This window comes from Bacteroides sp. LFL-34, assembly GCF_027257075.1.
In the GTDB taxonomy this organism is placed as follows: Bacteria; Bacteroidota; Bacteroidia; order Bacteroidales; family Bacteroidaceae; genus Bacteroides; species Bacteroides ovatus.
The window spans coordinates 297,319-319,389 of the sequence record NZ_JAPQKZ010000002.1; the positions used below are offsets into that span (position 1 = coordinate 297,319).

Below are 22,071 nucleotides of genomic sequence, written 5' to 3' on the forward strand. Positions count from 1 at the left end.
TTATTTAATCGCTTGCTTCACAAGGCTCATGATATATTCTAAATATTTAGTATCCGAGATTTTGAGTTCATAATCTCCATTGCCAAAATGTCCGACAGTTGAAATATCCCTTGTTAATTGCTTGCTATCTTCTAAATGTCCTTTGGCTACATTTATAGTAAGCTTTATTCCATTTTTCTGGATTTCAAGTGCACAAATATGGCTGTTGGCCTTTTTGAATGAAACATACCATTTTTGTGGTTTAACTTCAATTTCTGTATTCAAATTAAGAATTGCATTCTTATAACTCTCGTATAATTCTACTACATCGTCAGATTTTCCTTTTAACAAATTTTCCTCGGAATATTCTTTAATTTTCTCTGTCACTTCTTTAAATTCCGGACTATTTTGCATCACTGTTTTAATGCTTGCCGATGCGTGACTTTTGCGAATAGGAGTGATGGAAACACTATCATTCTCATAGCGCTTCACTTCCCATAACTCAATGGATAAATCTTTGAAATTGACAGCCTCTCGTTGGTTAGGCGTGAATCCTTGTGAAACAAAAACGACTTTTGTCTGCGACCAGTCCACATCATTCCGTTTCAAGTTCCTAGCTTGTGTTTCATTATATTCCAGAATAAAATCAGCCTGGTTTTGCAGCATTAGGCTTAGGTAAGTAAACCCTTGATCTATGACACTGGAGTTTCTTTCCCTCTTATATTCAATGATAACAAAAGCCTTCGATTGAGGATCAAAGGCAAGCGTATCAATACGGCGGTCTTTGATCGTAAATTCGGACTTTATCATTTCAAGTCCCATGATTTCGGACATATTGGTTTCAAACATGCGTTGAATATCTCTTTCCAATTTAAAAGGCTTTTCCTTTATTTCAGAAAAGACGCCTGAAGTATTATATTTGTAAAGTGCCATAATTTTATTTTGAATTGTTTATTGCTGTAAAGGTAAGAAATTTTTTGATATTGCTATTTATTTATCCGAATTCTCCTTCACTATTTTTTCTCCATATTTGACGAACTGGCGGTCAATATAGAAGGGAACACTTATAGTGGATGACTAATTTATACGTTGCTCACCTTGCCCAACTTGCCCTTTATGAGCTTTAGTTGATATTTCAATAACAATGATATTGTAATAATTTACAAATATGGCATCGTAAAACTAAGCTTATAAAATCTTTCGTATCCTTTTATTGGAGTAGCTTTATAAAGTAGATGATCAATACCATCTAACGACTCCAATTGAGCACAATCGTCAAAAGTAAAATCATCTTCATTTTTATGTTCATTGTCGATCATTTTTTCTGGATATATAATAAGGCAATCCACAACATTATTTCCATTGCATCCCATAGCTTTAAGAATTTTACTATCTCTAGCATATGCGGAGATCTGTCTAATATCTTCAACAATTCCCCCATTACTTCCATCGTATTGTGGTTTATACTTTGTGTCGATAACGATTTTTTTATCCGTATCTACAAAATCTACAGCAGTTCTCCAATATCCTGCTACTTGAAATTTTATGGCATCTCCATATCGTTCATGAAGTTTGGAATATATATATACCTCATACAGTCGTGACATATCAATCCAAAAGGCAGGGATGAAATCTGTACTGATTTTAGTTTCTGATATTGAGTAGTTGAACTTACGCAATATCATTTTTGCAATACGTATCCCTTCCGAGTACTCTTTGTAAATTTTGTTATTGACTATGGATTTCAGTTCATACAATTCAACATCTTCGGAAATTTCTGTAAAATAGGTTTTGATATTGTTTATTGTTGATCTAAGGGTTACGAATGATTTGTGAGTAGAGAGGCTGTTTATATACGATTCAGCATAAATTAAAGCCTTTTTTAGGATTCTATTTTCCAAATTGTCTACTGTATATTCTTGATATTGACAATATACACGATCCTCTCTTCGTGGAATTACGTTTTGTTTAATGTGTTGAGAAATATTTATCTTACCTTTAATCTTGGATTGTAGATTTTCGTTTTTCATCACGTATGCTTTCTTCAATCCTCGCTTGGTGATTTTTTTAAGCAAGGCAATGAAATGAATTACTATTAAAGGCGTTATTTGATTATTGAATACATTGGTTTTTATTGGTTTAGAATTAAAGTTAATGTCGTAAAATTTAGAAAAATATTTTGCAGATGGTTCAAACTTTAATGCACAAACAAACATTTCGATAAAATCAAGATTAGGTATTTTGGGAGTTACAACCACTGCATGGTTATCGGTTAGCCACTCTGCCCCAATATAGTAACTAGCGCACAATGTTTGGGGGTGAATCCCTAAATATTTGGGAGCACACTCATAACTGGTTTCACAGAAATCAATATTGAGTTCTTTTATTCCTTCAATATGGTTACTGTCAAATCCCTTGTGTTCAACTAAAGATATTATGTCTGGAAGAGTGTTCATTTTGTTGTCTCAAATAAGTTTACCCACTCTATTCCTAATGATTTGCGTTCTTCTTCTCTAAGGACTATAATACCGTCTTTTTCATACTCTTTGAGCAGTGGAATAATCTCATATTCAAGCTTCATCTTTAAGGAACTCTTATTTTTAGCCATAAAGTAGCTATGACCAATCATAATATCATTGATGTCAAATTCTGGAGATATGTTAGTGTTTACAAATTCTTCTATCTTTTCAAATAAGTATAAAGCGATTTCTTTTGTTCCACTTTCAATATCTTTGGTTGTGCTATAATAGGAAGTGATTGCATCTTTATTGGCAGTTAAGGTATAGAATGCAAAACGTCTTCTAATAGCATAATCAATATGTCCGACACTCCTGTCGGTTGTATTCATTGTTCCAATTATATATAGATTTGAAGGAACACTAAAATTTTCCTCATTTGAATAGGCCAATCTTACTTTTATTGGATGTTCACCTCCAGCTCTTTTATCGACTTCCAATAGCGTTATTAGTTCTCCAAATATTTTAGAAATATTTCCTCTGTTGATTTCGTCTATAATGAGAACATAATTCAAATCGTTATTTTGTGGTTTATATGGTTTTACTCCATATTGATCCATTAAATAATCGCAAATGCCTCTTACATAAGATATGTTATAGATATTATCTGTCTTACCTCTATAATAATCCTTGATAGACTCAATATTAGCTGGAAAATCTTTACCTTCTTTAGCATTACTATTATTCGACCTCACTCTAAAAGTTATGCCCCCTCTGTATGTAACAGAAAATCCTACGTTACTTTTGGTTTTAGCTGTAATAGATTCTTCAGAACATGCCTCTTTTAATTTTTCTATTGCTTGTTCAAGAGCATTGAGACTGCCTTTTTGTTCTGCACTTTTACATATTTTTTTAAATATCCCATCTTTCACTTCATAAATCATATTATCAGTATCTACAACAGGCTTTAATCCTTCGATAAAATCTTCGTAGTCCATTGATTGGTGAAAGGTTGTGAAAAATATGCGCTTGTCATTGATCAATTTATCATATTTCTCCATGATTTCTTTATGATCATTTGGATTAAATGTTTCACCAATCAACGAAAGAGCTACCGAAGCCGTAATATAGGTTTTTCCGGTACCCGGTGCGCCTTGAAGAATGATTTGTTTCTTTTGTTTTAGTATATCAACGATCTTTGTTGTTTCCATTTTGTTGAGAATTTGTTTATACCAATTATTAATTATATTCCATGAATTTGAATTTGAGCTTTTATAAAGAGGGGACAATGTTCCCTGAGACTTGAAATTCACCTTACCTTTTTTCCAATAATCTAAAACAGTTACATTCCTAAAATTTGAGTTTCCATACTTTTCTTTTAACTTATCATCTTTGTAGCTTTCGCTAGTGACTTCACACAGTGCAATCGGTAAGTTCCCTTTTCTGACCATTACAATATCCCCGATCTTTATTGCTGACTTAAAGTTTTCGCATTGATTATTAGGGTCAGTCCATTCTCCTGTTCCGATAACAGGACAGTCTTCTTGTAACATATCTTTTGGATCAATGATCCATCCCTTAGCATTACCTTCGGGCATATGCATTTGTATATGCCAGTATGTGTCTTTCATATCTTTTAAATTATATACCAAATTCTTGAATGTAATTCTCGAAGTTACATCTAAACATCATTGTGTATTGAGCAGTTTTATTTAATTTTTCATTCAAAGCATCTCTGAATTTTGTTTTGCTATCTGTTTCATTAGGTGTTCCCCTATCTCTTTCGTAAATATTCATTAAGGCTTCAATAGCAGTATATGAGTCTCTTCGCATTTCTTCAAGATCTCCTCTGTTTAGGTCTAATTCACGTATAGTTATATCACCTTCCTGTGTTTTATGAGTTACAGTCGTTTTTCTAAATGTAATGTGAATAGCAGGATCTACTTTACTTGGATCTATGAATAACGGTTTTTCCTTTGAAATATTAAAACTTCTTCTCGGATTACATCTGTTTGCTGTATTTTTTAATGGGAAGAGATTCTTTTTATATCGCCTGTTACATCGTTCGCAAGCAAACAATAAATTTGACCAATCATATGCCAGCCAAAAATATCCAGGTTTGTGAAACATGTCGCTATTGTCTTGTGAATATCCCTGTTTGGGGCGAAAATGTTCAACATCTCCCGATGATATATGAGTAATCCGAGATTCACAAAAACAACAGCATTTCTTTTGGAGATTTATAAGTGCGTTTTTTACATCATCATGCCCATAAATTTTTTCATCAATATTAAATGAATCTGCGACAGTATACTTTTTTGTAGTTCTAGTAGCAGGTGTGTCAGATGTATATTTAGCTTTGTTCGCTTTATATTTAGCCGTATTTTTCTTTGTTTCTTCCACTCCTCTAGTTGTGAGTATATTAGGAATAGGGACACTCGATTTGTCTATATACTTCATTTCTTACTCTCCTCCTTAAATCTTTTTGCAGCTTTATGGATAAATACCATACTTTCCAATTCCGTCAACGTCTCTCCAGTTGGCAAGAAGCCTAATTCGTTTTCAAAATTCAACAATTCAGCCTTATCGTCTTCTGATAATTCGCCTTGTCTTATTATAGCCAACCTTTTATTCATAAAGTCATCGATACTGCTAGGTCTAGTACTTTCGAGTCCGAAATAAGGACTCATCAACACTTGATCAATACGCCAGTTTTTAATTGTACTATTGGCAATATCAATTATTATTTTTCCGTTATCATTATCTTTTCTGAAGAGTAGAATGTCTACTACATTATCTTCGTAGGCTTGGACAAGGAATGGGCTGTGTGTCGATATAAACATATGTCTATGTTGACCGTCTCCTATGTTATCTAACAGCAACTTAATAAAGTTACGTTGCCATTGGGGATTAATATGAGTATCTGGTTCATCAATTAAGTATAAAACTTCTTCATTGTCATCTCTAAGAATCGCCATTAATCCAAGTACGCTTATTAGTTGTTGTTCTCCTTCGCTTAATGCTGTAAAATTATAGTAATCATCATCCCCTGTTTTGCTGATTTCTAATTTAAGTTCATCTAAAACGCCTATACTTGAAGCAGCTTCAAGGGCGTCAAAGAAGTCTAAAGGATCTGGAAATACAGCATATATTTTATCAACAAGAGTATCATAATTCATTAATTGTTCATTGATAGCTAAATACTCTCTATTATTATCTTCATATATTACACATGATTGTGTACCTAAATATTCAAACAATAACACCCTTAAAAGAGAGTCAATAGAGCCTTTTATCCCCCAGAAAATATTAATATCAGTAAACTTATTATAGTCATTCGTGCTAAGTATTTCTCCTTCGTAATATTCTAAAGTTGCCTTGTTCTTTTTAAGCTGATTAAGTTTTGCAAATGATGGTGATTTAAATATAATCTCAAACCCTATCATTTCATCAATTCCTAAAATATCGGTTAGAATTTGGTCTGCAACTTGCCTGATTCTTGAGTGATCCCAATACACTGCAAGAGTGAATAGGATTAATTGGCTGTGTTTATTTTCAGAGAAGAATATATTGCGCAATTTCTTATTAATACTCCCATTTCTGTATGCACGTTGTTGAGTCTTCTTTTCTTTTAATGTGTACTCGTTTAATATTTTTTCAAGGCGTTTATTATCTCCTGAATAATAGCCCATTATTCTATCTGGTAGAAAAACATTGGAATTCCCCTTAAACTCTGCAAACGAAATTTGTTGGTATTCTTCTGTATCATGCTTTACACGTATTTCCAATTGATCATCGTGATAGTCAATCTTTAGCTGATGTCCTCGACATTCATATTCAATAATGTAGTCACTAAGTTCACTTTTGTTCGCTGATGCTATAAACTCTTTCCTCTCTCTGATAGTGTATAGGTCTTTAAATATAAACGTAAAAATCTCTATCAGATTTGATTTTCCAAGTCCGTTTTGCCCTACTAACAACGTGATGAGATCTGCATTGAAGTTTATATTAACATTGTGCAGATTTTTATATTTGGAGGTTTTAAGCGATTTTATTCTCACAAGTTTACTTCTTTTTGATTGATTTTTGGAGTTGTTCTATCTCACGGAGGAGGTCAGCAGCGTTGCCATCAGTTGGTAATTGCTCGACTAATTCACCTTTGAATGCTTTATGCAAGAGGACTTGAGGTAGATTGTCTAATTTTGTTTTTAGCATTTGAAACTTTTGCTCAATTGTTTTTAATTTTTCAAATAGTGATTGTACTCTGCTTACTATTTCTTCTTGCTCTTTTTTAGGCGGTAAATATATAGGTAATTTATTGATCCTTGCCAATGCCAACTTTCCTTGTGCAGCAGATTTAATTGATTCTTGAATATTCTTCTGGCATATTGAAGCTCTGAGCCATAAACTCAAATAATGAGCATACAAATCCTGATGCAGTAGTGTTATTTTAGCTGCATTTTCTGTTAAGTTTGCATTATTCATCGATTCTGGAATTATCCCGGCATCTCCAATCTTAGCACCAACGATTGTTATGTAGACATCATCAGTCTTTACTATATAACTTTTAATTTTTTGCTGTGTCTCAGGCAAAAGATACATCATATTTTTTGTCAATACTGTACCTTCTTTTAGATCTCTTGCTCTGATATATGGGAATCCTGTATTTTGCTCAACTAATTCCTCGCCAGCAGGTAAACGCTTGCCTCCCTTGACTTTTCCTACATTTTCAATAGTAGAATATATCCAAGTGTCAGGAATGTCTTCAGAATCATATTCTGAATCAATAACTTCAACAATGTCACATACATCGAATACCTTTTTTTGTCGCCACTTTTCGGTGAGTTTGCCAGTAACAGCATTAGTAAGGATTTGTTGGCGAATTTTTTTGATTAGCTCAGGGATATGGTCAGTTGCTTTTCTGATAGTCTCTAACCGCCCGAAAAGTATATCCAATTTATCTGCTATCCGTTTCTGCTCTGCCAAAGGTGGCAAAGGAATAGTAATTTGTTGATATTCTTTGATTTTTAAATTTCTAAGATTATTGCTACCTCCTTGTAGCTCAATTGTACCTCCTATAATATAGAAATAGTGTAGATAATAGTTTATGTATTTACTATCTACAGGCTTAAATGTTCTTACTAGTCTGAAAAAATTAGTACATACTGTTGGATATAGAAACTTGTTGTTGATAGAGTCTTCATCAATATATAGCGTTCTTCCTACAGGTTGATCAGGACCTCCTCCAGAAATCTCGACAAGTATATCTCCTTTATTTAACTTCCGTTTTTCAATACTTGTATTTTTAAGCCTTCTAAGAGCTGCTGTATTACCTTTGTTTTTATTCCAGTCTCTTATTTCACCGCCACGAATACAATAAACTAAAGAAGAGTCTTCAATAACTTTCTCGGAATCATACCCCCAGTCACCACCAATTATAAAACTAATCAGGTTTGTAAACTTTGTTTCACTCCAATTATTTGGCAATCGTTTCTCCATTATTTCAACTCCTTTAGCATTAAATCCAACTGAGAAAGAATGGTTGTAATCTCATCTTTTGCCTCTTGAATAATATCTTTAGGGTCACCAAGAGTTGCAGAGTCCTGCAAACTGCTATCTGCAATTAATCCTAAATCTAAACTATCACCCTTTTCGGCTATCGTTTTGCGTGTGATGCACTGCCAACGCTCATCTTTGACAGCTGCACGCTTAGTATGATCGATCGTACCATCGAATTCCTTGACCACATTATCGGCGGAAATTCCTCCCGTGTAGGCATAGATAAAGTCACGGAAAGCCTCTTCCGTGAAAGGGGTACGTTTGCCATATGCTGGCGCATTGGTGCGCATATCGTAGAACCAAACCTTTTTAGTATTTCCAGTCTCTGACGTTCCTCGTGTAAAAAATAACACATTGGTCTTTACACCTGCCGCATAGAATATACCAGTAGGTAGACGTAAAATGGTATGTAGATCGCACTTATCCATTAAGTCACGACGAATTTTTTGCCCATCGTTATCCTCAAACAAGACATTGTCTGGCAATACAACTGCTGCACGTGCTTTGCCATCCTTTTTTAAACTACGGTAGATATGTTGCAAAAAATTAAGCTGTTTATTACTTGTCGGAAAGGTGAAGTCATCTCGTGTTGGGAGCTCTCCACCTTTTTTTGTTCCAAAAGGAGGGTTTGCCAACACACCATCAAAGCCAATCAGTTTTTTGCCTAAGTCAGTTAAAGTGTCACCAAGTATAATCTCACTTTCCATATCGTGTAGGCGTGCATTCATTAATGCCAGACGATGTGCATCAGGTACAAGCTCAACACCTGAAAAGGCCTTCCTTTTCTGAAAATCACGTACTCTATCATTCCATGTGAATTTATCTGTTTTTTCTTTCAGGTAGTGGTCTGCCGATATCATAAAGCCAAAAGTTCCGGCGGCCGGGTCATTCCAGCGCTCACCAAGATTTGGTACCGATAGTTTAACCATCACATTTATTAAGGGGCGTGGTGTAAAGTATTGACCTGCTCCACTCTTCTTTTCTGTAGCATTTTTTTCAAGCAGGCTTTCATAGATGTCGCCCATCATGTCACGATCACTTTCTTCATACCAGTCAAGTTTATCAATAGCTTGGACGATGGTATTAAAGTTTACAGGTTTACGTAAGCTTGTCGAAGCATTACGGTATATTTCTTTAATGGTATCACTTGAAGTTCTACCACTGACTGATGCTAAAAAATCTCGATATAGAGCAAAAGCTTTATTATTATCAGTCTCACTTACAAATTCCGTCCATCGCCATTGGGCTGGTATCTCATTTGAGAAACCCTTAACATCAGAAAGTTTCAAAAAAAGTATGTACGTCAGCTCGTTAAGATATTGATGGTATGTTACCCCGTCATCGCGAAGTACATTACACTGATTCCAAAGTTTCTGTGCGATTGATTCTGCTGTCATAATTATCTGTTGTTTTATGCACTGTATAGGTATTCATTGATTGTATGTAATACCATATCTAGTTTTTCATTAAAAATCTTGTTAATTCGTATATAGCCACCGTCATTTTTGAAAGGCTCTTTGTCTAAATCCTCTTTTGTGAGTATGGTCTCTGCGATGAGTTGTTTCTCGAAACGATCTATCCACTTAAGCTGAATAGCATTCCAAGATTGCATAGCTTTAACCTTCTGTATTGCCCCTTTTACTCGTTGTTCAGGTGTGACTAGCATTACATCGAGCGCAAACGTTCGAATATAAGCTATTATGTCGGCTGCAATATCTTCGTTTTTGGCATCGTGCCAAGCCTGGTTTAGAGTAGCAACATTAAAGCCCTGTTGATCAAGAATAAGTTTTAGCTCTTTCAAAGACTTACGATCAAGCTCACTAGGTTTGTTGCAGACAATCTTTAAAGCCTCTATCTTTTCTTTATTATTCAAAATATATTCTTTGAAGCTTTCGATATAGTCCTCCGGCTTCTTTGCATTACCATATCCTCGTTCAACTCTACGTAACCTATCTTCGTGTTCAGATAGGAGCTGAGTTTTTGGTCTATATATTCGTTCATCGAGGAAATCCCAAAGCTCCGATGTTCGTCTAATACGTTCAATGCTTGAGGTTATATCCTCTTTACGTAGTTTATGTATAAAATCTTCAGGAGTGTTTCCTTCTGATAGTCGTACAAATTGATCAAGTTTATCGTCTGTTAAATCTCGTTTTTTTCGTTGTAATTTTGCGATAATTTGTTCTATCTGGCGTTTTTTGCGTGTGTCATTGTCGATGTGATCAAATTCATCTATAAGTTGTTTGAATGAAAAAGACGGATTCGAAACAGTTTGCATCTGAGAGAATCCTTTCAAGGCATCATATACACCTACTGCATCATATATTTGGAAATATTCTTTGCCTATTTCATCGCATTTACGTGTAGCTCGTCCCAACATTTGTTCAAACAAAATACGAGAATTAACTCTGCGCATAAATACAAGGTTTGTAATCTGTGGAATATCTACTCCCGTAGTTAGTAGGTCTACAGTTACGGCAATATTGGGATACTTTTCATTACGGAATAACCTTGTAAGTTCCAACGGATCATAGACATTTCCAGTAATCTTACGGATAGCGTCTCTATGTACATCCAAACCTATTGCCTCATATTCTTCAAATAGCATATCGACAATCATATCTGCATGAGAGTCTCGAACTGCAAAGATCAATGTCTTACCTTCACCCTCAGGGTCAATATGTTGCACTAGTTCTTTAATAACAGTTCTATTGAAATTTGGTGTAATAACCCTCTTATTGAATTGTTCTACTTCAATATGTAATTCATCTTCCAGTTCAGCAAGCTCTTCGATAGAATTGGTTTCGGGATCATAGGCTTTAGGTCTCTCTCCCTGCTTCCATACAATCCCCTCCTCGCTCAACTTTGTTTTAATAAGGTACGGGGGCTCGTGATCTACTAACCGGTTGTCTATAACCGCCTCTCTATATGAGTATGTGAATACAGGTGCACCAAAGATTTGTGTTGTATGTAGAGCTGGTGTTGCTGTAAGACCAATAATGTGTGAGTCGAAATATTCAATAACACGTTTATATTGGCTCACATAGTCATCCTGATCACGAAAACTTAAATCGTCATCGTCTAGTTCACGATCAAGATTATACCCTCGATGTGCTTCATCAACAATAATACAATCATAAGAGTCAATAGAAAGCGATTTTTCGTTTTCATCATTGTTATAAAATAGACGCCTGACTAAACCTTGAACTGTGGCAAAATGTAAACGAGCTTCTGCATCAGGTAATACATCTTTCAGAGAACTTACTTTGTATATTTCTGTGAATGTATTAAAATCTTCTACTCTCTTATCCTTAAAGTCTCCGAAAGCTTGCTCAGCAAGTAAACGACGATCAGTTAGAAACAATATACGTTTGAATCTATTAGATTTAATAAGACGATATGCCAGACCGATGGCTGTCCTTGTTTTGCCAGTACCAGTAGCCATCACCAGAAGAGCTCTTTTATCGTCTCCTCCATTTATGATTTTTTGCTCAATAGCTTTTATTGCATTGATTTGATAATCGTAAAGGCTTAACCCGGAAGACTCTGTTAAATAATCATAGCTGCTTGTCATTAACCTCTGATTAACTTCATCTATGTCTCGTTCATATAATTTCTCAAGACCTTCGGGCGAATACCAATCTCGTATTGGTTCTGATTTCTTTGTTGGTTTACGCGTATCGGCAAACCAAATCCCGCTTTTTGTTTTGATTTGCTCAAGATATTGACGCCCATTTGTAGAAAATAGAAAAGGGACTTTGTTGCCACTCCAATTGCCAAGTAGTACAATCCCATCTTGCTCCTCAATTGTACATGAGTATATCTTTGACTGATGAAGGTTGGTTGATATATCTGCAGAGAATCTTTTAGCTTCTACAATTCCATAAAGTGTCGTACCAATAAACAGAGCATAATCAGCTCTAATGCTGCCACATTGCCACTCTGCTATCGCCATATTGCGACCCTTCGCTGGCATTGTGCGATGCGTTCTGAAGTTTAGCGTATGAGTATCACATTCCCAACCAGCCTTACGTAAAGCAGGATCAATAAGCATTATTCTCGTTTCGTCTTCATTTAAGTCTATAAGACTAGCAACGGAAATAGAACGTTTACGACGTCCTTGTTTGGAACTGGCGGAGTTATTAAGAGCAGTAATTTTATCTTTATAGCTCAATACTTGTTCCTCTAAGGATTGTAGTTTGCTGTTTAGCTCATCTATCTCATTATCCGTACTTATGCCAGTAGGCTCATTATAATTGATTTCGGATAATTGAACGTTTTCGTATGTTTCATAAAACCATGTTGAAAGTTTGAAGAGCTTCTTTAATACAAAAAGAGCTTCTTCTTTGCTACTGTTCCCTGTATGTGTAGCACGATTACCTGATTTACGAATTAAGTGTAAGAAGTCTTTTATAATTTCGGGAATTATTTCTTCGTTATATAGTTTATTGATTTTATATACCTGCGTTTCATCTGTTGCGTCTAACTCTTCAAAGCTCCAAATTAAAGCAGTAAGCTTTTCTGCAAATAATCGAGATTTGGTCAACGACGAATTAGGATCAATAGAAATAAGTTTCTCAGCAAGTTCGCCAAGAGTAAACAGATCAGGATATGTAGTCTGTAAAAATGTAAAATTGGAATCCTTCATAATTGTAGGTCTTTAGGATACATGTCAATTGTTTTTTTGAGATCAATCATTGAGGTTCTACCTGCGATATTTTAGCGATTTTGAAGAGTTGTTTAAGCTGGCTTGACAGCGGTTACAAACATAGGCATTAGTTCGACTAAAACTTTCGCTGATCTTCTCTGCAAGTTGCGTTTGTTTAATGCTTTTCTTTTCAAAGACTTCTTTTATTTGGTTCATAATAAATACATTTTGTTATTTGCGTCTGTCATACTACAAAGATATGAAAAATTACGCTATATAAAAGCGAAAAGATGGAGAATGTAAAAAAAACATCTTTTCAGCCAACTGTCACTCTATTTTTTCTCCTCCTTCATCATCTTTCTCCACCTTTGAAACGCCCTCATCAAACTTTCTTCTTCCACTAACTCTACCATATTATAATGTGCGACAAAAGTTTCCATTGATTTTTTGAACATGATGCCGTGGCAGTATTTATTTTCCAGGAGAAATTCATAAAGTTCGGCTTTCATTTCTACTTCCATTGCTTTTTCAATGATAAGTGCACTGTCATGACCTATATAATTATATACATTTGGATTTTTTCCGTTTCTAGGGTGGGGGAGAATAAAGGTGATATTTCCTATTTCGTGCCATGAGGCATTGGGAGGGTGTGGGATGGAAAGTTGGTGGAGGAAGTGGTAGATAGGCTGGGTATCGAGAAGATGGATGGCGGAAAGCGAGGAAGAAAAACGGTCTGGAGGTACGTCGAGGTGATTTTTATAGCGCACATACATGTAAGCCGCTAGATAGGGCTTGATTTGGAAAGTAACTGTAACCATTATTTTTTAGATTTTATTTGTAAAATATTTATCAGAGTAGTGCCGTTTTTAATATTAGCATTTGCATTCATGTGTTGAGAAATTTCTTATAAAAGGAAGGTACGAGAGGATGCTTGTGTAATAATTTGGTTTTCAGATGGTTACATAAGTGGTTTTTGGTTTAAAACCAACGGGTCGTTCCTTTTAAAGGAACGACCCGTTGCACACCGAGGAACACCTCGTTGGTTTTAAAGCAACGAGGAGCTCCTTAAAATCAAGAGATAAAACTATAGTAAATCTCTCAAAAAATTAAAATAGAGTAATAATCTAATCATTTTCAATGTAAAGAAATTGTATCGCTATGTGTTTGAGTGTTTTTATCTGTATAAAGAAATATACCGAGTGTCATATATGAAGAATTTTCAGATAGTAGCTATTTAACATAGTTTAAACGAGACTCTTTTATAATTCTGATTTTATTTTATGTTTAATGTCAATTTGAAATTTAATTATAATATTGATGAAAGGTTTGATAGGAGGTTAATTGAGGAAAAATTGCTATAGATTACTTCATTAAAAGAAAAATCACCAAGTTCTATCAGAACTTGGTGATTTTTTATACTCCATTTATAATAAAATAAATATATAGTTATTAAAATATGAGTTATCTATCTTTTTTTAATTTCATTTATTAACAATTCCTTTTTGGTATCATATAATGGAACAAAAGTATATATTCTTTTTGCAAAAAACAACAAAAAGACATGTTTTTTTTATGGAATCGTCATCTAGTCTGATTGAAAAAGTAAAATCAAGCGACATTTCTTTTATAAATAGCATATTTGATGCAAAAACACAACAAAAGCAATGAATCGTTATTAAGTTCTGATAGAACTTATCGAAGTGTGAAAAGTGAGTTTAATTGTTTTAGGGCTATTTAATAACTTAAAAAGAGATTTATGAAGAAGAAATTAGCGCTGCTATTTGGATACCTTTTTATAGGTATCGGGCTGATAACAGCTCAAACGCAGAAAGTCACGGGGACAGTGATTTCCGATGATGACAAACAACCTGTTGTAGGGGCTTCAATTGTCGTAAAAGGCACTAACTTAGGTACAATAACAGACATAGACGGGCATTTCACATTATTGAATGTGCCGAATTCAGCAAAAATATTGCAAATATCATATATAGGTATGAAAACTGAGTCGGTTCCTGTTCAGCCGACTGTTAGAGTTATCTTAAAGTCTGACACACAGCTGATGGATGAAGTTGTTGTGGTAGGCTATGGATCAGCAAAGAAACTAGGGTCAGTAGTCGGCTCGGTAACAACGGTAAATAATAGTAAGATAGCCAACAGACCGGTGGCTAATGCCGGAGATGCATTACAAGGTCAAGTTGCCGGTTTACAAGTGTTTACCCCTAGTGGAGAACCGAGCGGGAGTGTTGTAATGCGATTGCGTGGAGTCAGTTCGATCAATTCAAATACAGAACCTCTTTTTATTCTCGACGGTTCACCTATATCATCCGGAGCATTTACAGCATTAAATCCGAACGACATCGAAAGCATGACCGTATTGAAAGATGCCTCTTCAACAGCTATATATGGCTCCCGTGCTGCTAACGGAGTCGTGATAATGACTAGCAAGAAAGGAAAAATGGGACAGAAGGCCCGTGTTAGTATCAATGCACAATATGGCTGGTCGAAAATGACAGGAGATAATATAGAGATGATGAACACTGAACAATGGCTTAACCTGCAGGAAATGCTAGATCCGGGAAAAGCATACGACACTACATTTCAAAAACGGAAGAAGTTCTATATAGATAATGGTATATCTACAGACTGGGCGGATGTCTTCTTCGGAGATGCAGCTCCTACCCAACAATACGATGTAAATGTGGTTGGCGGTTCCGAAGGTATCAACTACTACATTTCATTTGGACATTATGATACAGAGGGAATCATGGACGATTCCTCATTGCGCCGTGAGACTTTGCGCAGTAATGTGGAAGTAAAGGTAACCGACTGGCTGAAAGCCGGGATTAACGTGAACCTTTCCTATCAGAAATATAACACGACAACTTTCGGAACGGAAGCTAACAGCGTTTATAATAAAGCGTATGCTGCCCGTATTTATCGTCCTGACCAAACAATAAACGAGATATTGACAGACGAAGAAGGCAACTTTACAGGTTATGGGAAACGATTGGACTATTTTGACGATATGGGATATTATAATCCGTATTACTTGGCAGAACTTCAACCCAATGACCGGAGTACGGTACGTATCAATGGCAATACCTTCTTTAATATAAACCCAATAAAAGGATTGAATATCCGTACCTCACAGGCGGTAGATGCCTTTGATTATCGTAACTCCCATAAAGCCTATCCGGAAGGCCCCTTTGAAGGGGCAGGAGTGGCGTCCGAGTCTTTTGAACGTTATTATTCATTTACTTTCACCAATACGGCGGAATATAAATTCAGTCTATCAGACAAGCATCTTTTCACCGTGTTGGCAGGACAGGAGTCCATTATCACAAAGAATGAAAATTTCTCGGCAACTTCTAAAAAGATGGTAGACTCACGAATGATGCTGATGGCAGCTGGAGCAGAGTCAGAAGTGCCGATACATTCGATGTATGACAAGGTTTTCAATTCTTATTTCGGCACAATCAGCTACAGTTTTGCTGATCGTTACTATGTCGATCTGGCAGCACGACGGGACGGGTCTTCCTTGTTTGCCAAAAATAACCAGTGGGCGAACTTCTATTCTTTGGGAGCCATGTGGGATATGAGAAAAGAGAATTTCCTGCAGAACGTTTCATGGTTGAACAGTTTGCAGTTGAAGGTGAGCTATGGAACAACAGGTAATTCCGGTATCAGTGCCTATAATGCGTTGGCATTGGTCGGTTCCGGTTTGCTGTATAACGGACAACCGGGTATTGCTCCTTCTACCGTCGGAAATGATAACCTGACATGGGAAAGCATGAAAACACTGAATGTAGGCATCAGTACAAGAGTGTTTGACCGCTTTTCTGTAGAATTGGAATTTTATAACCGCCAGACGGACGATATGTTGATGGGGTATCCATTGTCATACACTACCGGACATGGCAGTAGCGTAGAAAATGTGGCAAGTATGCGCAATCGCGGTTTCGATATTACTCTGGGAGTGGATATTCTGAAAACGAGAGATTTTTCATGGAGTGTTTCAGGAAACCTGAATTATAATAAGAATGAGATAACTAAACTATTTAACGGATTGGATGAATATACTTTGCCTGATACCGGTTTGAAGATGAAAGTCGGTAAACCTTGGGGAGAATACTACTATGTAAGATGGGCAGGGGTCGATCCGCGTGACGGATATAATACATGGTATGATAAAAATGGAAATCTGACAAAAAGCTATTCGGAAGAAGATGCCGTTTTTGTCGGCAAGCAACGTTATGCTCCATGGTCCGGAGGTTTTGGTACCCAGTTCGGATGGAAAGGAATTTCCGTCAGTGCCGACTTCTCTTTTATGCTCGGCCAGTATATGTTGAATAATGAACGCTTTTTTACAGAGAACCCCACTTTTGCAGGCTCGGACAATCAAACTGTAGAAATGCTTACCATGTGGCAGAAACCGGGAGATATAACTAGAATTGCTACTCCCGACTCCCCGATGCAGTTTGATACGCATTTGCTGGAAAACGCTTCATTTATGCGCATGAAAAACCTGACTGTCGGGTACACCCTTCCGGCCAAAGTGATTCAGAAAACAGGAGTAATCAGTAACGCCAGAATCTACTTTGTAGGACGTAACTTACTCACAGTGACTAAATATAAAGGATATGATCCGGAAGTAGACAGTAATATCCAGTTGGGGAACTATCCCAATACCAAGCAATATTCTTTCGGAGTCGAACTAACTTTCTAAAAACATAAAGAATGGTGAATATGAAGAAAATATCTATAATAGCATTGACTATACTGACACTAGGAATGACTTCCTGTGATATGGATAAAATGCCGTACGATGCTGTTCCTACAGAGGAAGCGTTAACAACTATAGTCGGTTTTGAAGAAGCGCGTACCGGTATCTATTCTGTATATTTAGGACTGACAGGAGGAAGTTATGTATTAGCTCCGGAAGTTCAGGCAGATGCCTTTAATGCAGTGGCGGATTTCTCTAATAAATATGGTGAGTTGCACCGTTGGACTTTCGAGAGTACAAACTCTACCGTAGAAACAATCTGGTCGAACTACTATGCTGCTATCGGACGTGTCAATTTCTTTATTGACGGGGTAGGTAAGATTGATGAGAACCCGGGAATCGAATTGACTGAAACCCAGAGGCAACAGATTAATGTATATGAGGGGGAAGCGTATTTTACGAGAGCATACTGTTACTTTTATCTGGCTACCTTATTTTGCCGCGATTATGATGTGGCTACCGCAGCAAGTACTCCAGGATTGCCGCTTCAGGTGAAATATGAACCTAAACTTCCTGCTATCCAATATCCGGGACGATCTTCGCTGGAAGATACTTACAAACAGATATTGGAAGACCTCGAAGAGGCTGAAACGCGTATAGAGACAGCCAAGAATGGCATTGCTGACTATGACAGATATATCAATGGTGCATACGTGACGGTCAACACGGCTCCCAAAAACTGTGGAAATTATATTACAGTAGATGTAGTGACTGCCTTGAAAGCGCGTGTTGCCCTGCAAATGGATGACTATGAAAATGCAGCCAAATATGCAGGTGATCTGGTTAATTCGAACAGATATCCATTATCGAACACAGCAACAGACTTTGAGAGCGTATGGAAGAATGACAAGGGAACGGAAACCATCTGGCAGGTTGCCATGACTAGCGCTGATGATGCCGGTGTACCTCTGGGGACTATTTTTATCGGTTATCCGACTACAAAAAAGGATTATATTCCTACACAAACACTGATTGACCTATACAATGAAAAAGATATCCGGCTAAAGACTTATTTCGGGAAATACCACTTAACCGTATCGTCAGGTAATGCGGCAGATATCTATTTCTTTAATAAATATCCGGGTAATGAATATTACAATGCATTAGGAAGCGAAACACGCTATTTGAATCAGCCTAAACCATTCCGTATTGCTGAAATGTATTTGATTGCCACGGAAGCTAATGCAAAGATTGGAACCGCAGCCGCTGTGAAAAAGGGTAATGACGCTTTGAATGCATTAAAAGAAGCGCGAATTGAGGGATGGACTGATGCAACCTACGATCAGGAAGCTTTATTAAATGAAATCATGAACGAACGGGCACGTGAGCTTGTGGGTGAAGGTTACCGGCTGATGGACCTGAAACGTTGGGGAAAAGGTGTAAAACGTGGAAAACCGCAAAGCAAAGGACTGGTGCTTTTTCCGGGACAGGCAAGTACTGACGGACTGGATAAACCTGTGGATGACCAGCGGATGCTCTGGCCGATTCCTAAAACAGAAATGGATGCCAACCCTCAACTGGCAGGTCAGCAAAATCCGGGATATTAATCAATGAATAACGTAAATTATCAAACACTTGAGTAAAATGAACTATCTGAAAATATACACCCTTCTTCTATGTGCCGTTCTGATCACCGCCTGTTCGGACGATGAGGAACAGTTCAATTCCGGAGCGGCTACGGTAAGTTTGCAGGAAACAGTAATGACAGTGAAAGAGTCTGCCGGTTTATGCACTGTGCCTGTCGTAGTGACAGGAGAACATACCGGAACTATCCGCGTGACGTTCGAATTAAAAGATCATACCGCCAAAGAGGATGAAAACTATATCGTCACCACAAAGACGCTGCTTATTCCTGCCGGTCAGGAAGCTATAAACTTTGAGTTTAAAACTGTTGACGACAAGGTTGTCAATGACGACCGCTCTTTTGATATTGAAATTGCCGATGTGAAAGGGGCATCCATTGGTACAAACAATCGTCTGACGGTGATTATCAAAGATAATGATTCCAGTTTTTATGAAACACTTTCGGGAACCTGGATATTTACCGGAACAGCTTCTGCTACCAATGCTTCTAATGTACAAGTGGGATTCTCCGTAAAAGTGAATACCGCGGAAGAAGGTACGGAGGCATACGAGCATTATCTGGTTTGCTCGAATAAGAATGGATTTGATCCGGATAATGACATTGAGTGGGAATTTAGCTGGCGTTTGCATTATGAATATGATTCGGTGGCGCAGAAAACCTATTTATCTATTGTACCGGGTGAAGATGTCGCTTCTTATGGTCCGTATACCATTCGTTTCAGGAGACTGGCATTAGACGGAAGTACTTCTGACGTATATCGTGGAGAATATGATGTTGAAACTAAAACTGTCACTTTCGAGAATGCCAATCTAATTGGTGATATGTATAAGGACGGACTGATACAAATACAGAAATTCAGGCTATTTGGCTGTAAAATGGAACACATCAGATAAAAACAAGATTATTAACATAACAAATAAAAAGAACTTATGAGAGCACTAATTGTCTGCATTACGCTGTTGTTTGCTTTGTTAACCTGCACTATGGCACAAATACCATCAGTTAAGGTGGAAGATACTAAGGGAGCACAGGTCAACACAGCTTCCCTGGTTAATCACAAAACACCTATGATTATTTCTTTTTGGGCAACAACCTGTAAACCTTGTATTCGTGAATTGGACGCCATAAATGAACAATTGCCCGATTGGTTGGAAGAAGCCAAATTCCGTGTAGTAGCTGTTTCGACAGATGACAGCCGTTCTACAGCTAAAGCGCGTGCATTGGCAGAGGGACATGGATGGGATGATTTTATCATGCTGTATGATAAAAATCAGGAATTTATGCGAGCTATGAATGTAAGCCTGACTCCACAGGTATATGTGGTGGATGCTGACGGGAAAATTGTCTATTCACATACCGGATATGCGCCGGGAAGTGAGCTGGAACTACTGAAAGCAATAAAAAAACTACAGAAATAGAAACTGTTATTATTCATAGATAAACGCAATGACATGACTAGAATAAGAGTTCAGGTGTTGGCTTTGTTAGCGTTAACATCAACATTGACCTATGCGCAGGAAGATAACAAGAAAGGTTATCTGACAGGGAGCTTTGAAACGAATACGATTTACTACAAGGATGACAGTAAAACAAAAGCAGAATCTCCGGAAGATCATTTCGGCTCGAACAATTATCTGAAACTGGATTACTATCAGGGTAAGTTTGCCGTAGGTGTACAGTTGGAAGCCTATGAACCGGTACTGGTGGGATACCCGGCAGAATTGGAGAAAGCAAAGCTGACCAATTATTATGTATCCTGGGCTGATAAGGATTTTTCCGTAACAGCGGGTACGTTTTATGAGCAGTTCGGGAGTGGACTACTATTCCGTAGCTGGGAGGACCGTATGCTGGGACTAAATAATGCAGTGATGGGAGCACGATTTACCTACAATTACAAAAATATTGTAGGGTTAAAAGCCATTTGGGGTACTCCACGTTTTGGTATGGACTTTTCCGATACACAAGTACGTGGCATAGATGTAAGTTTCTCCTTGTCTGAAATGCTTAGTTGGCAAAACACGTCCTTGAGTATCGAAGGAGGGGCATTGAACCGGTATGAGAAAATCAATATCGACCTCGAAGAAGAAGGGGGAAAACCTTATTCGAATGGCTTCTCGGGACGGGTAAATTTTGAACGCTCCGGATTTACAGCGAAAGGTGAATATGTGGATGGTGGCAATAAATATTATAATTTCATTCATGATGACAAACTTTATGCGAGGAAACGTGCCAATGCGCAACTGTTGGAACTAGGATATAGCGGTAACGGGTTGGGAATAAATCTGACCGGGCGCCGATTGGAATGGATGAACAGTGAGATTATTGCCGGTAATGGTTCGACTTCGAATCTGTTGAATTATGTCCCGGCTATGAGTACGCAATATACCTATATGTTGACCAACTTGCATCCTCATACTCCACAAATAGGAGATGTGACAAATGCAGTTAGCGGTGAGATGGGCGGACAATTGGATGTCTTTTATCGTTTCAAAAGAGGAACGGTCATTGGAGGTAAACGCGGTTTGAAATTACATGCTAACTTTTCTACCTATTATGCTTTAGAAAAAGAAGGAACAGCCCAGATAGGTAACTTGGCATTTCGTGACTTTAGTGTTGATGTGGAAAAGCAATGGACAAAGTCATTCAAAATGAACTTGCTTTATTCCATGCAAGAATATAGCCCTTCGTACGGAGCGAATAAAACGACTAATCTGTCGAATATTTTTGTAGCAGATTTGCAATATAAGTTCACGCCTTCTTTTTCAACTCGCATGGAGTTGCAATATCTAACTACAAAAGAAGATCAGAAGGACTGGATGGCAGCTTTGTTGGAGATAAATTTTGCTCCGGCATGGAGCATTTATGGAAGTGATATGTATAATCACGGCAAGGATAAAATCCATTATTACAATGTGGGAGCCAGTTATGCCAAGTCACGTACGCGTATAGCCTTGAGTTATGGTCGTAACAAGGAAGGGTACGTCTGCTCTGGTGGAGTTTGCCGGACGATTCCTAAATATACAGGTGCCAACCTGACTATAACTACTTCATTTTGAGTTCATCG

Annotated in this window: 14 protein-coding genes; 5 read left to right on the forward strand and 9 right to left on the reverse strand. The window is 37.2% G+C overall.

All coding sequences use genetic code 11. The features are described from left to right. The 9 genes from N5O98_RS01585 to N5O98_RS01630 form a co-directional block, all read right to left on the reverse strand. Positions 1-912, reverse strand: coding sequence for a DUF5655 domain-containing protein (locus tag N5O98_RS01585; protein ID WP_004318410.1), 912 nt, complete (start codon positions 910-912; stop codon positions 1-3). 227 nt (positions 913-1,139) lie between these two features. Further along, positions 1,140-2,435, reverse strand: a complete 1,296-nt coding sequence (locus tag N5O98_RS01590) for an McrC family protein (RefSeq protein ID WP_118160964.1) — start codon at positions 2,433-2,435, stop codon at positions 1,140-1,142. After that, positions 2,432-4,066 (reverse strand): McrB family protein, encoded by a 1,635-nt coding sequence (locus N5O98_RS01595; protein WP_220400869.1) that lies wholly within the window; start codon positions 4,064-4,066, stop codon positions 2,432-2,434. The genes N5O98_RS01590 and N5O98_RS01595 overlap by 4 nt, the downstream gene beginning before the upstream one ends. A 10-nt stretch (positions 4,067-4,076) precedes the next feature. Continuing rightward, positions 4,077-4,895, reverse strand: coding sequence for a hypothetical protein (locus N5O98_RS01600; RefSeq protein WP_118160963.1), 819 nt, complete (start codon positions 4,893-4,895; stop codon positions 4,077-4,079). Next, a complete protein-coding gene (locus N5O98_RS01605; RefSeq protein ID WP_118160962.1) occupies positions 4,892-6,496 on the reverse strand; it encodes an AAA family ATPase in 1,605 nt (534 codons plus the stop codon). The genes N5O98_RS01600 and N5O98_RS01605 overlap by 4 nt, the downstream gene beginning before the upstream one ends. Before the next feature lie 4 nt (positions 6,497-6,500). Continuing rightward, complete coding sequence (locus N5O98_RS01610; RefSeq protein WP_118160961.1) at positions 6,501-7,934, reverse strand: restriction endonuclease subunit S; 1,434 nt, start codon at positions 7,932-7,934, stop codon at positions 6,501-6,503. Next, positions 7,934-9,391: a class I SAM-dependent DNA methyltransferase gene (locus tag N5O98_RS01615; protein ID WP_118160960.1), complete on the reverse strand. Its 1,458-nt coding sequence runs from the start codon at positions 9,389-9,391 to the stop codon at positions 7,934-7,936. The genes N5O98_RS01610 and N5O98_RS01615 overlap by 1 nt, the downstream gene beginning before the upstream one ends. Positions 9,392-9,405: 14 nt before the next feature. Next, on the reverse strand, positions 9,406-12,639 hold the full coding sequence (gene hsdR / locus N5O98_RS01620; protein WP_118160959.1) for a type I restriction-modification system endonuclease: 3,234 nt from the start codon (positions 12,637-12,639) through the stop codon (positions 9,406-9,408). Positions 12,640-12,971: 332 nt separating this feature from the next. Continuing rightward, positions 12,972-13,457: a hypothetical protein gene (locus N5O98_RS01630; protein ID WP_118160958.1), complete on the reverse strand. Its 486-nt coding sequence runs from the start codon at positions 13,455-13,457 to the stop codon at positions 12,972-12,974. Between the two features lie 938 nt (positions 13,458-14,395). Between N5O98_RS01630 and N5O98_RS01635 the strand changes: the two genes are divergently transcribed. From N5O98_RS01635 to N5O98_RS01655, 5 genes are read left to right on the forward strand one after another with little or no spacing between them, the layout of a single operon-like run. Next, positions 14,396-17,365 carry a SusC/RagA family TonB-linked outer membrane protein gene (locus N5O98_RS01635; protein ID WP_118160957.1) on the forward strand — a complete coding sequence of 990 codons (2,970 nt, stop codon included), beginning with the start codon at positions 14,396-14,398 and terminating at the stop codon, positions 17,363-17,365. A gap of 20 nt (positions 17,366-17,385) precedes the next feature. Further along, entirely contained in the window at positions 17,386-18,969 is a 1,584-nt protein-coding gene (locus tag N5O98_RS01640; protein WP_258910592.1) for a RagB/SusD family nutrient uptake outer membrane protein, read from the forward strand. A 37-nt stretch (positions 18,970-19,006) separates the two neighbouring features. Continuing rightward, entirely contained in the window at positions 19,007-19,900 is an 894-nt protein-coding gene (locus tag N5O98_RS01645; RefSeq protein ID WP_118160955.1) for a Calx-beta domain-containing protein, read from the forward strand. Positions 19,901-19,936: 36 nt separating this feature from the next. After that, positions 19,937-20,425, forward strand: a complete 489-nt coding sequence (locus N5O98_RS01650; RefSeq protein WP_004306197.1) for a TlpA family protein disulfide reductase — start codon at positions 19,937-19,939, stop codon at positions 20,423-20,425. Positions 20,426-20,458: 33 nt separating this feature from the next. Next, a complete protein-coding gene (locus N5O98_RS01655) occupies positions 20,459-22,063 on the forward strand; it encodes a DUF6029 family protein (protein ID WP_118160954.1) in 1,605 nt (534 codons plus the stop codon). The last annotated feature ends 8 nt before the right edge of the window (positions 22,064-22,071 follow it).

Bases quoted from the DNA above. Each gene is read 5' to 3' on its own strand.
- N5O98_RS01585 (WP_004318410.1), bottom strand. From the start codon at position 912: ATGGCACTTTACAAATATAATACTTCAGGCGTCTTTTCTGAAATAAAG.
- N5O98_RS01590 (WP_118160964.1), bottom strand. From the start codon at position 2,435: ATGAACACTCTTCCAGACATAATATCTTTAGTTGAACACAAGGGATTT.
- N5O98_RS01595 (WP_220400869.1), bottom strand. From the start codon at position 4,066: ATGAAAGACACATACTGGCATATACAAATGCATATGCCCGAAGGTAAT.
- N5O98_RS01600 (WP_118160963.1), bottom strand. From the start codon at position 4,895: ATGAAGTATATAGACAAATCGAGTGTCCCTATTCCTAATATACTCACA.
- N5O98_RS01610 (WP_118160961.1), bottom strand. From the start codon at position 7,934: ATGGAGAAACGATTGCCAAATAATTGGAGTGAAACAAAGTTTACAAAC.
- N5O98_RS01615 (WP_118160960.1), bottom strand. From the start codon at position 9,391: ATGACAGCAGAATCAATCGCACAGAAACTTTGGAATCAGTGTAATGTA.
- hsdR (WP_118160959.1), bottom strand. From the start codon at position 12,639: ATGAAGGATTCCAATTTTACATTTTTACAGACTACATATCCTGATCTG.
- N5O98_RS01630 (WP_118160958.1), bottom strand. From the start codon at position 13,457: ATGGTTACAGTTACTTTCCAAATCAAGCCCTATCTAGCGGCTTACATG.
- N5O98_RS01635 (WP_118160957.1), top strand. From the start codon at position 14,396: ATGAAGAAGAAATTAGCGCTGCTATTTGGATACCTTTTTATAGGTATC.
- N5O98_RS01640 (WP_258910592.1), top strand. From the start codon at position 17,386: ATGAAGAAAATATCTATAATAGCATTGACTATACTGACACTAGGAATG.
- N5O98_RS01645 (WP_118160955.1), top strand. From the start codon at position 19,007: ATGAACTATCTGAAAATATACACCCTTCTTCTATGTGCCGTTCTGATC.
- N5O98_RS01650 (WP_004306197.1), top strand. From the start codon at position 19,937: ATGAGAGCACTAATTGTCTGCATTACGCTGTTGTTTGCTTTGTTAACC.
- N5O98_RS01655 (WP_118160954.1), top strand. From the start codon at position 20,459: ATGACTAGAATAAGAGTTCAGGTGTTGGCTTTGTTAGCGTTAACATCA.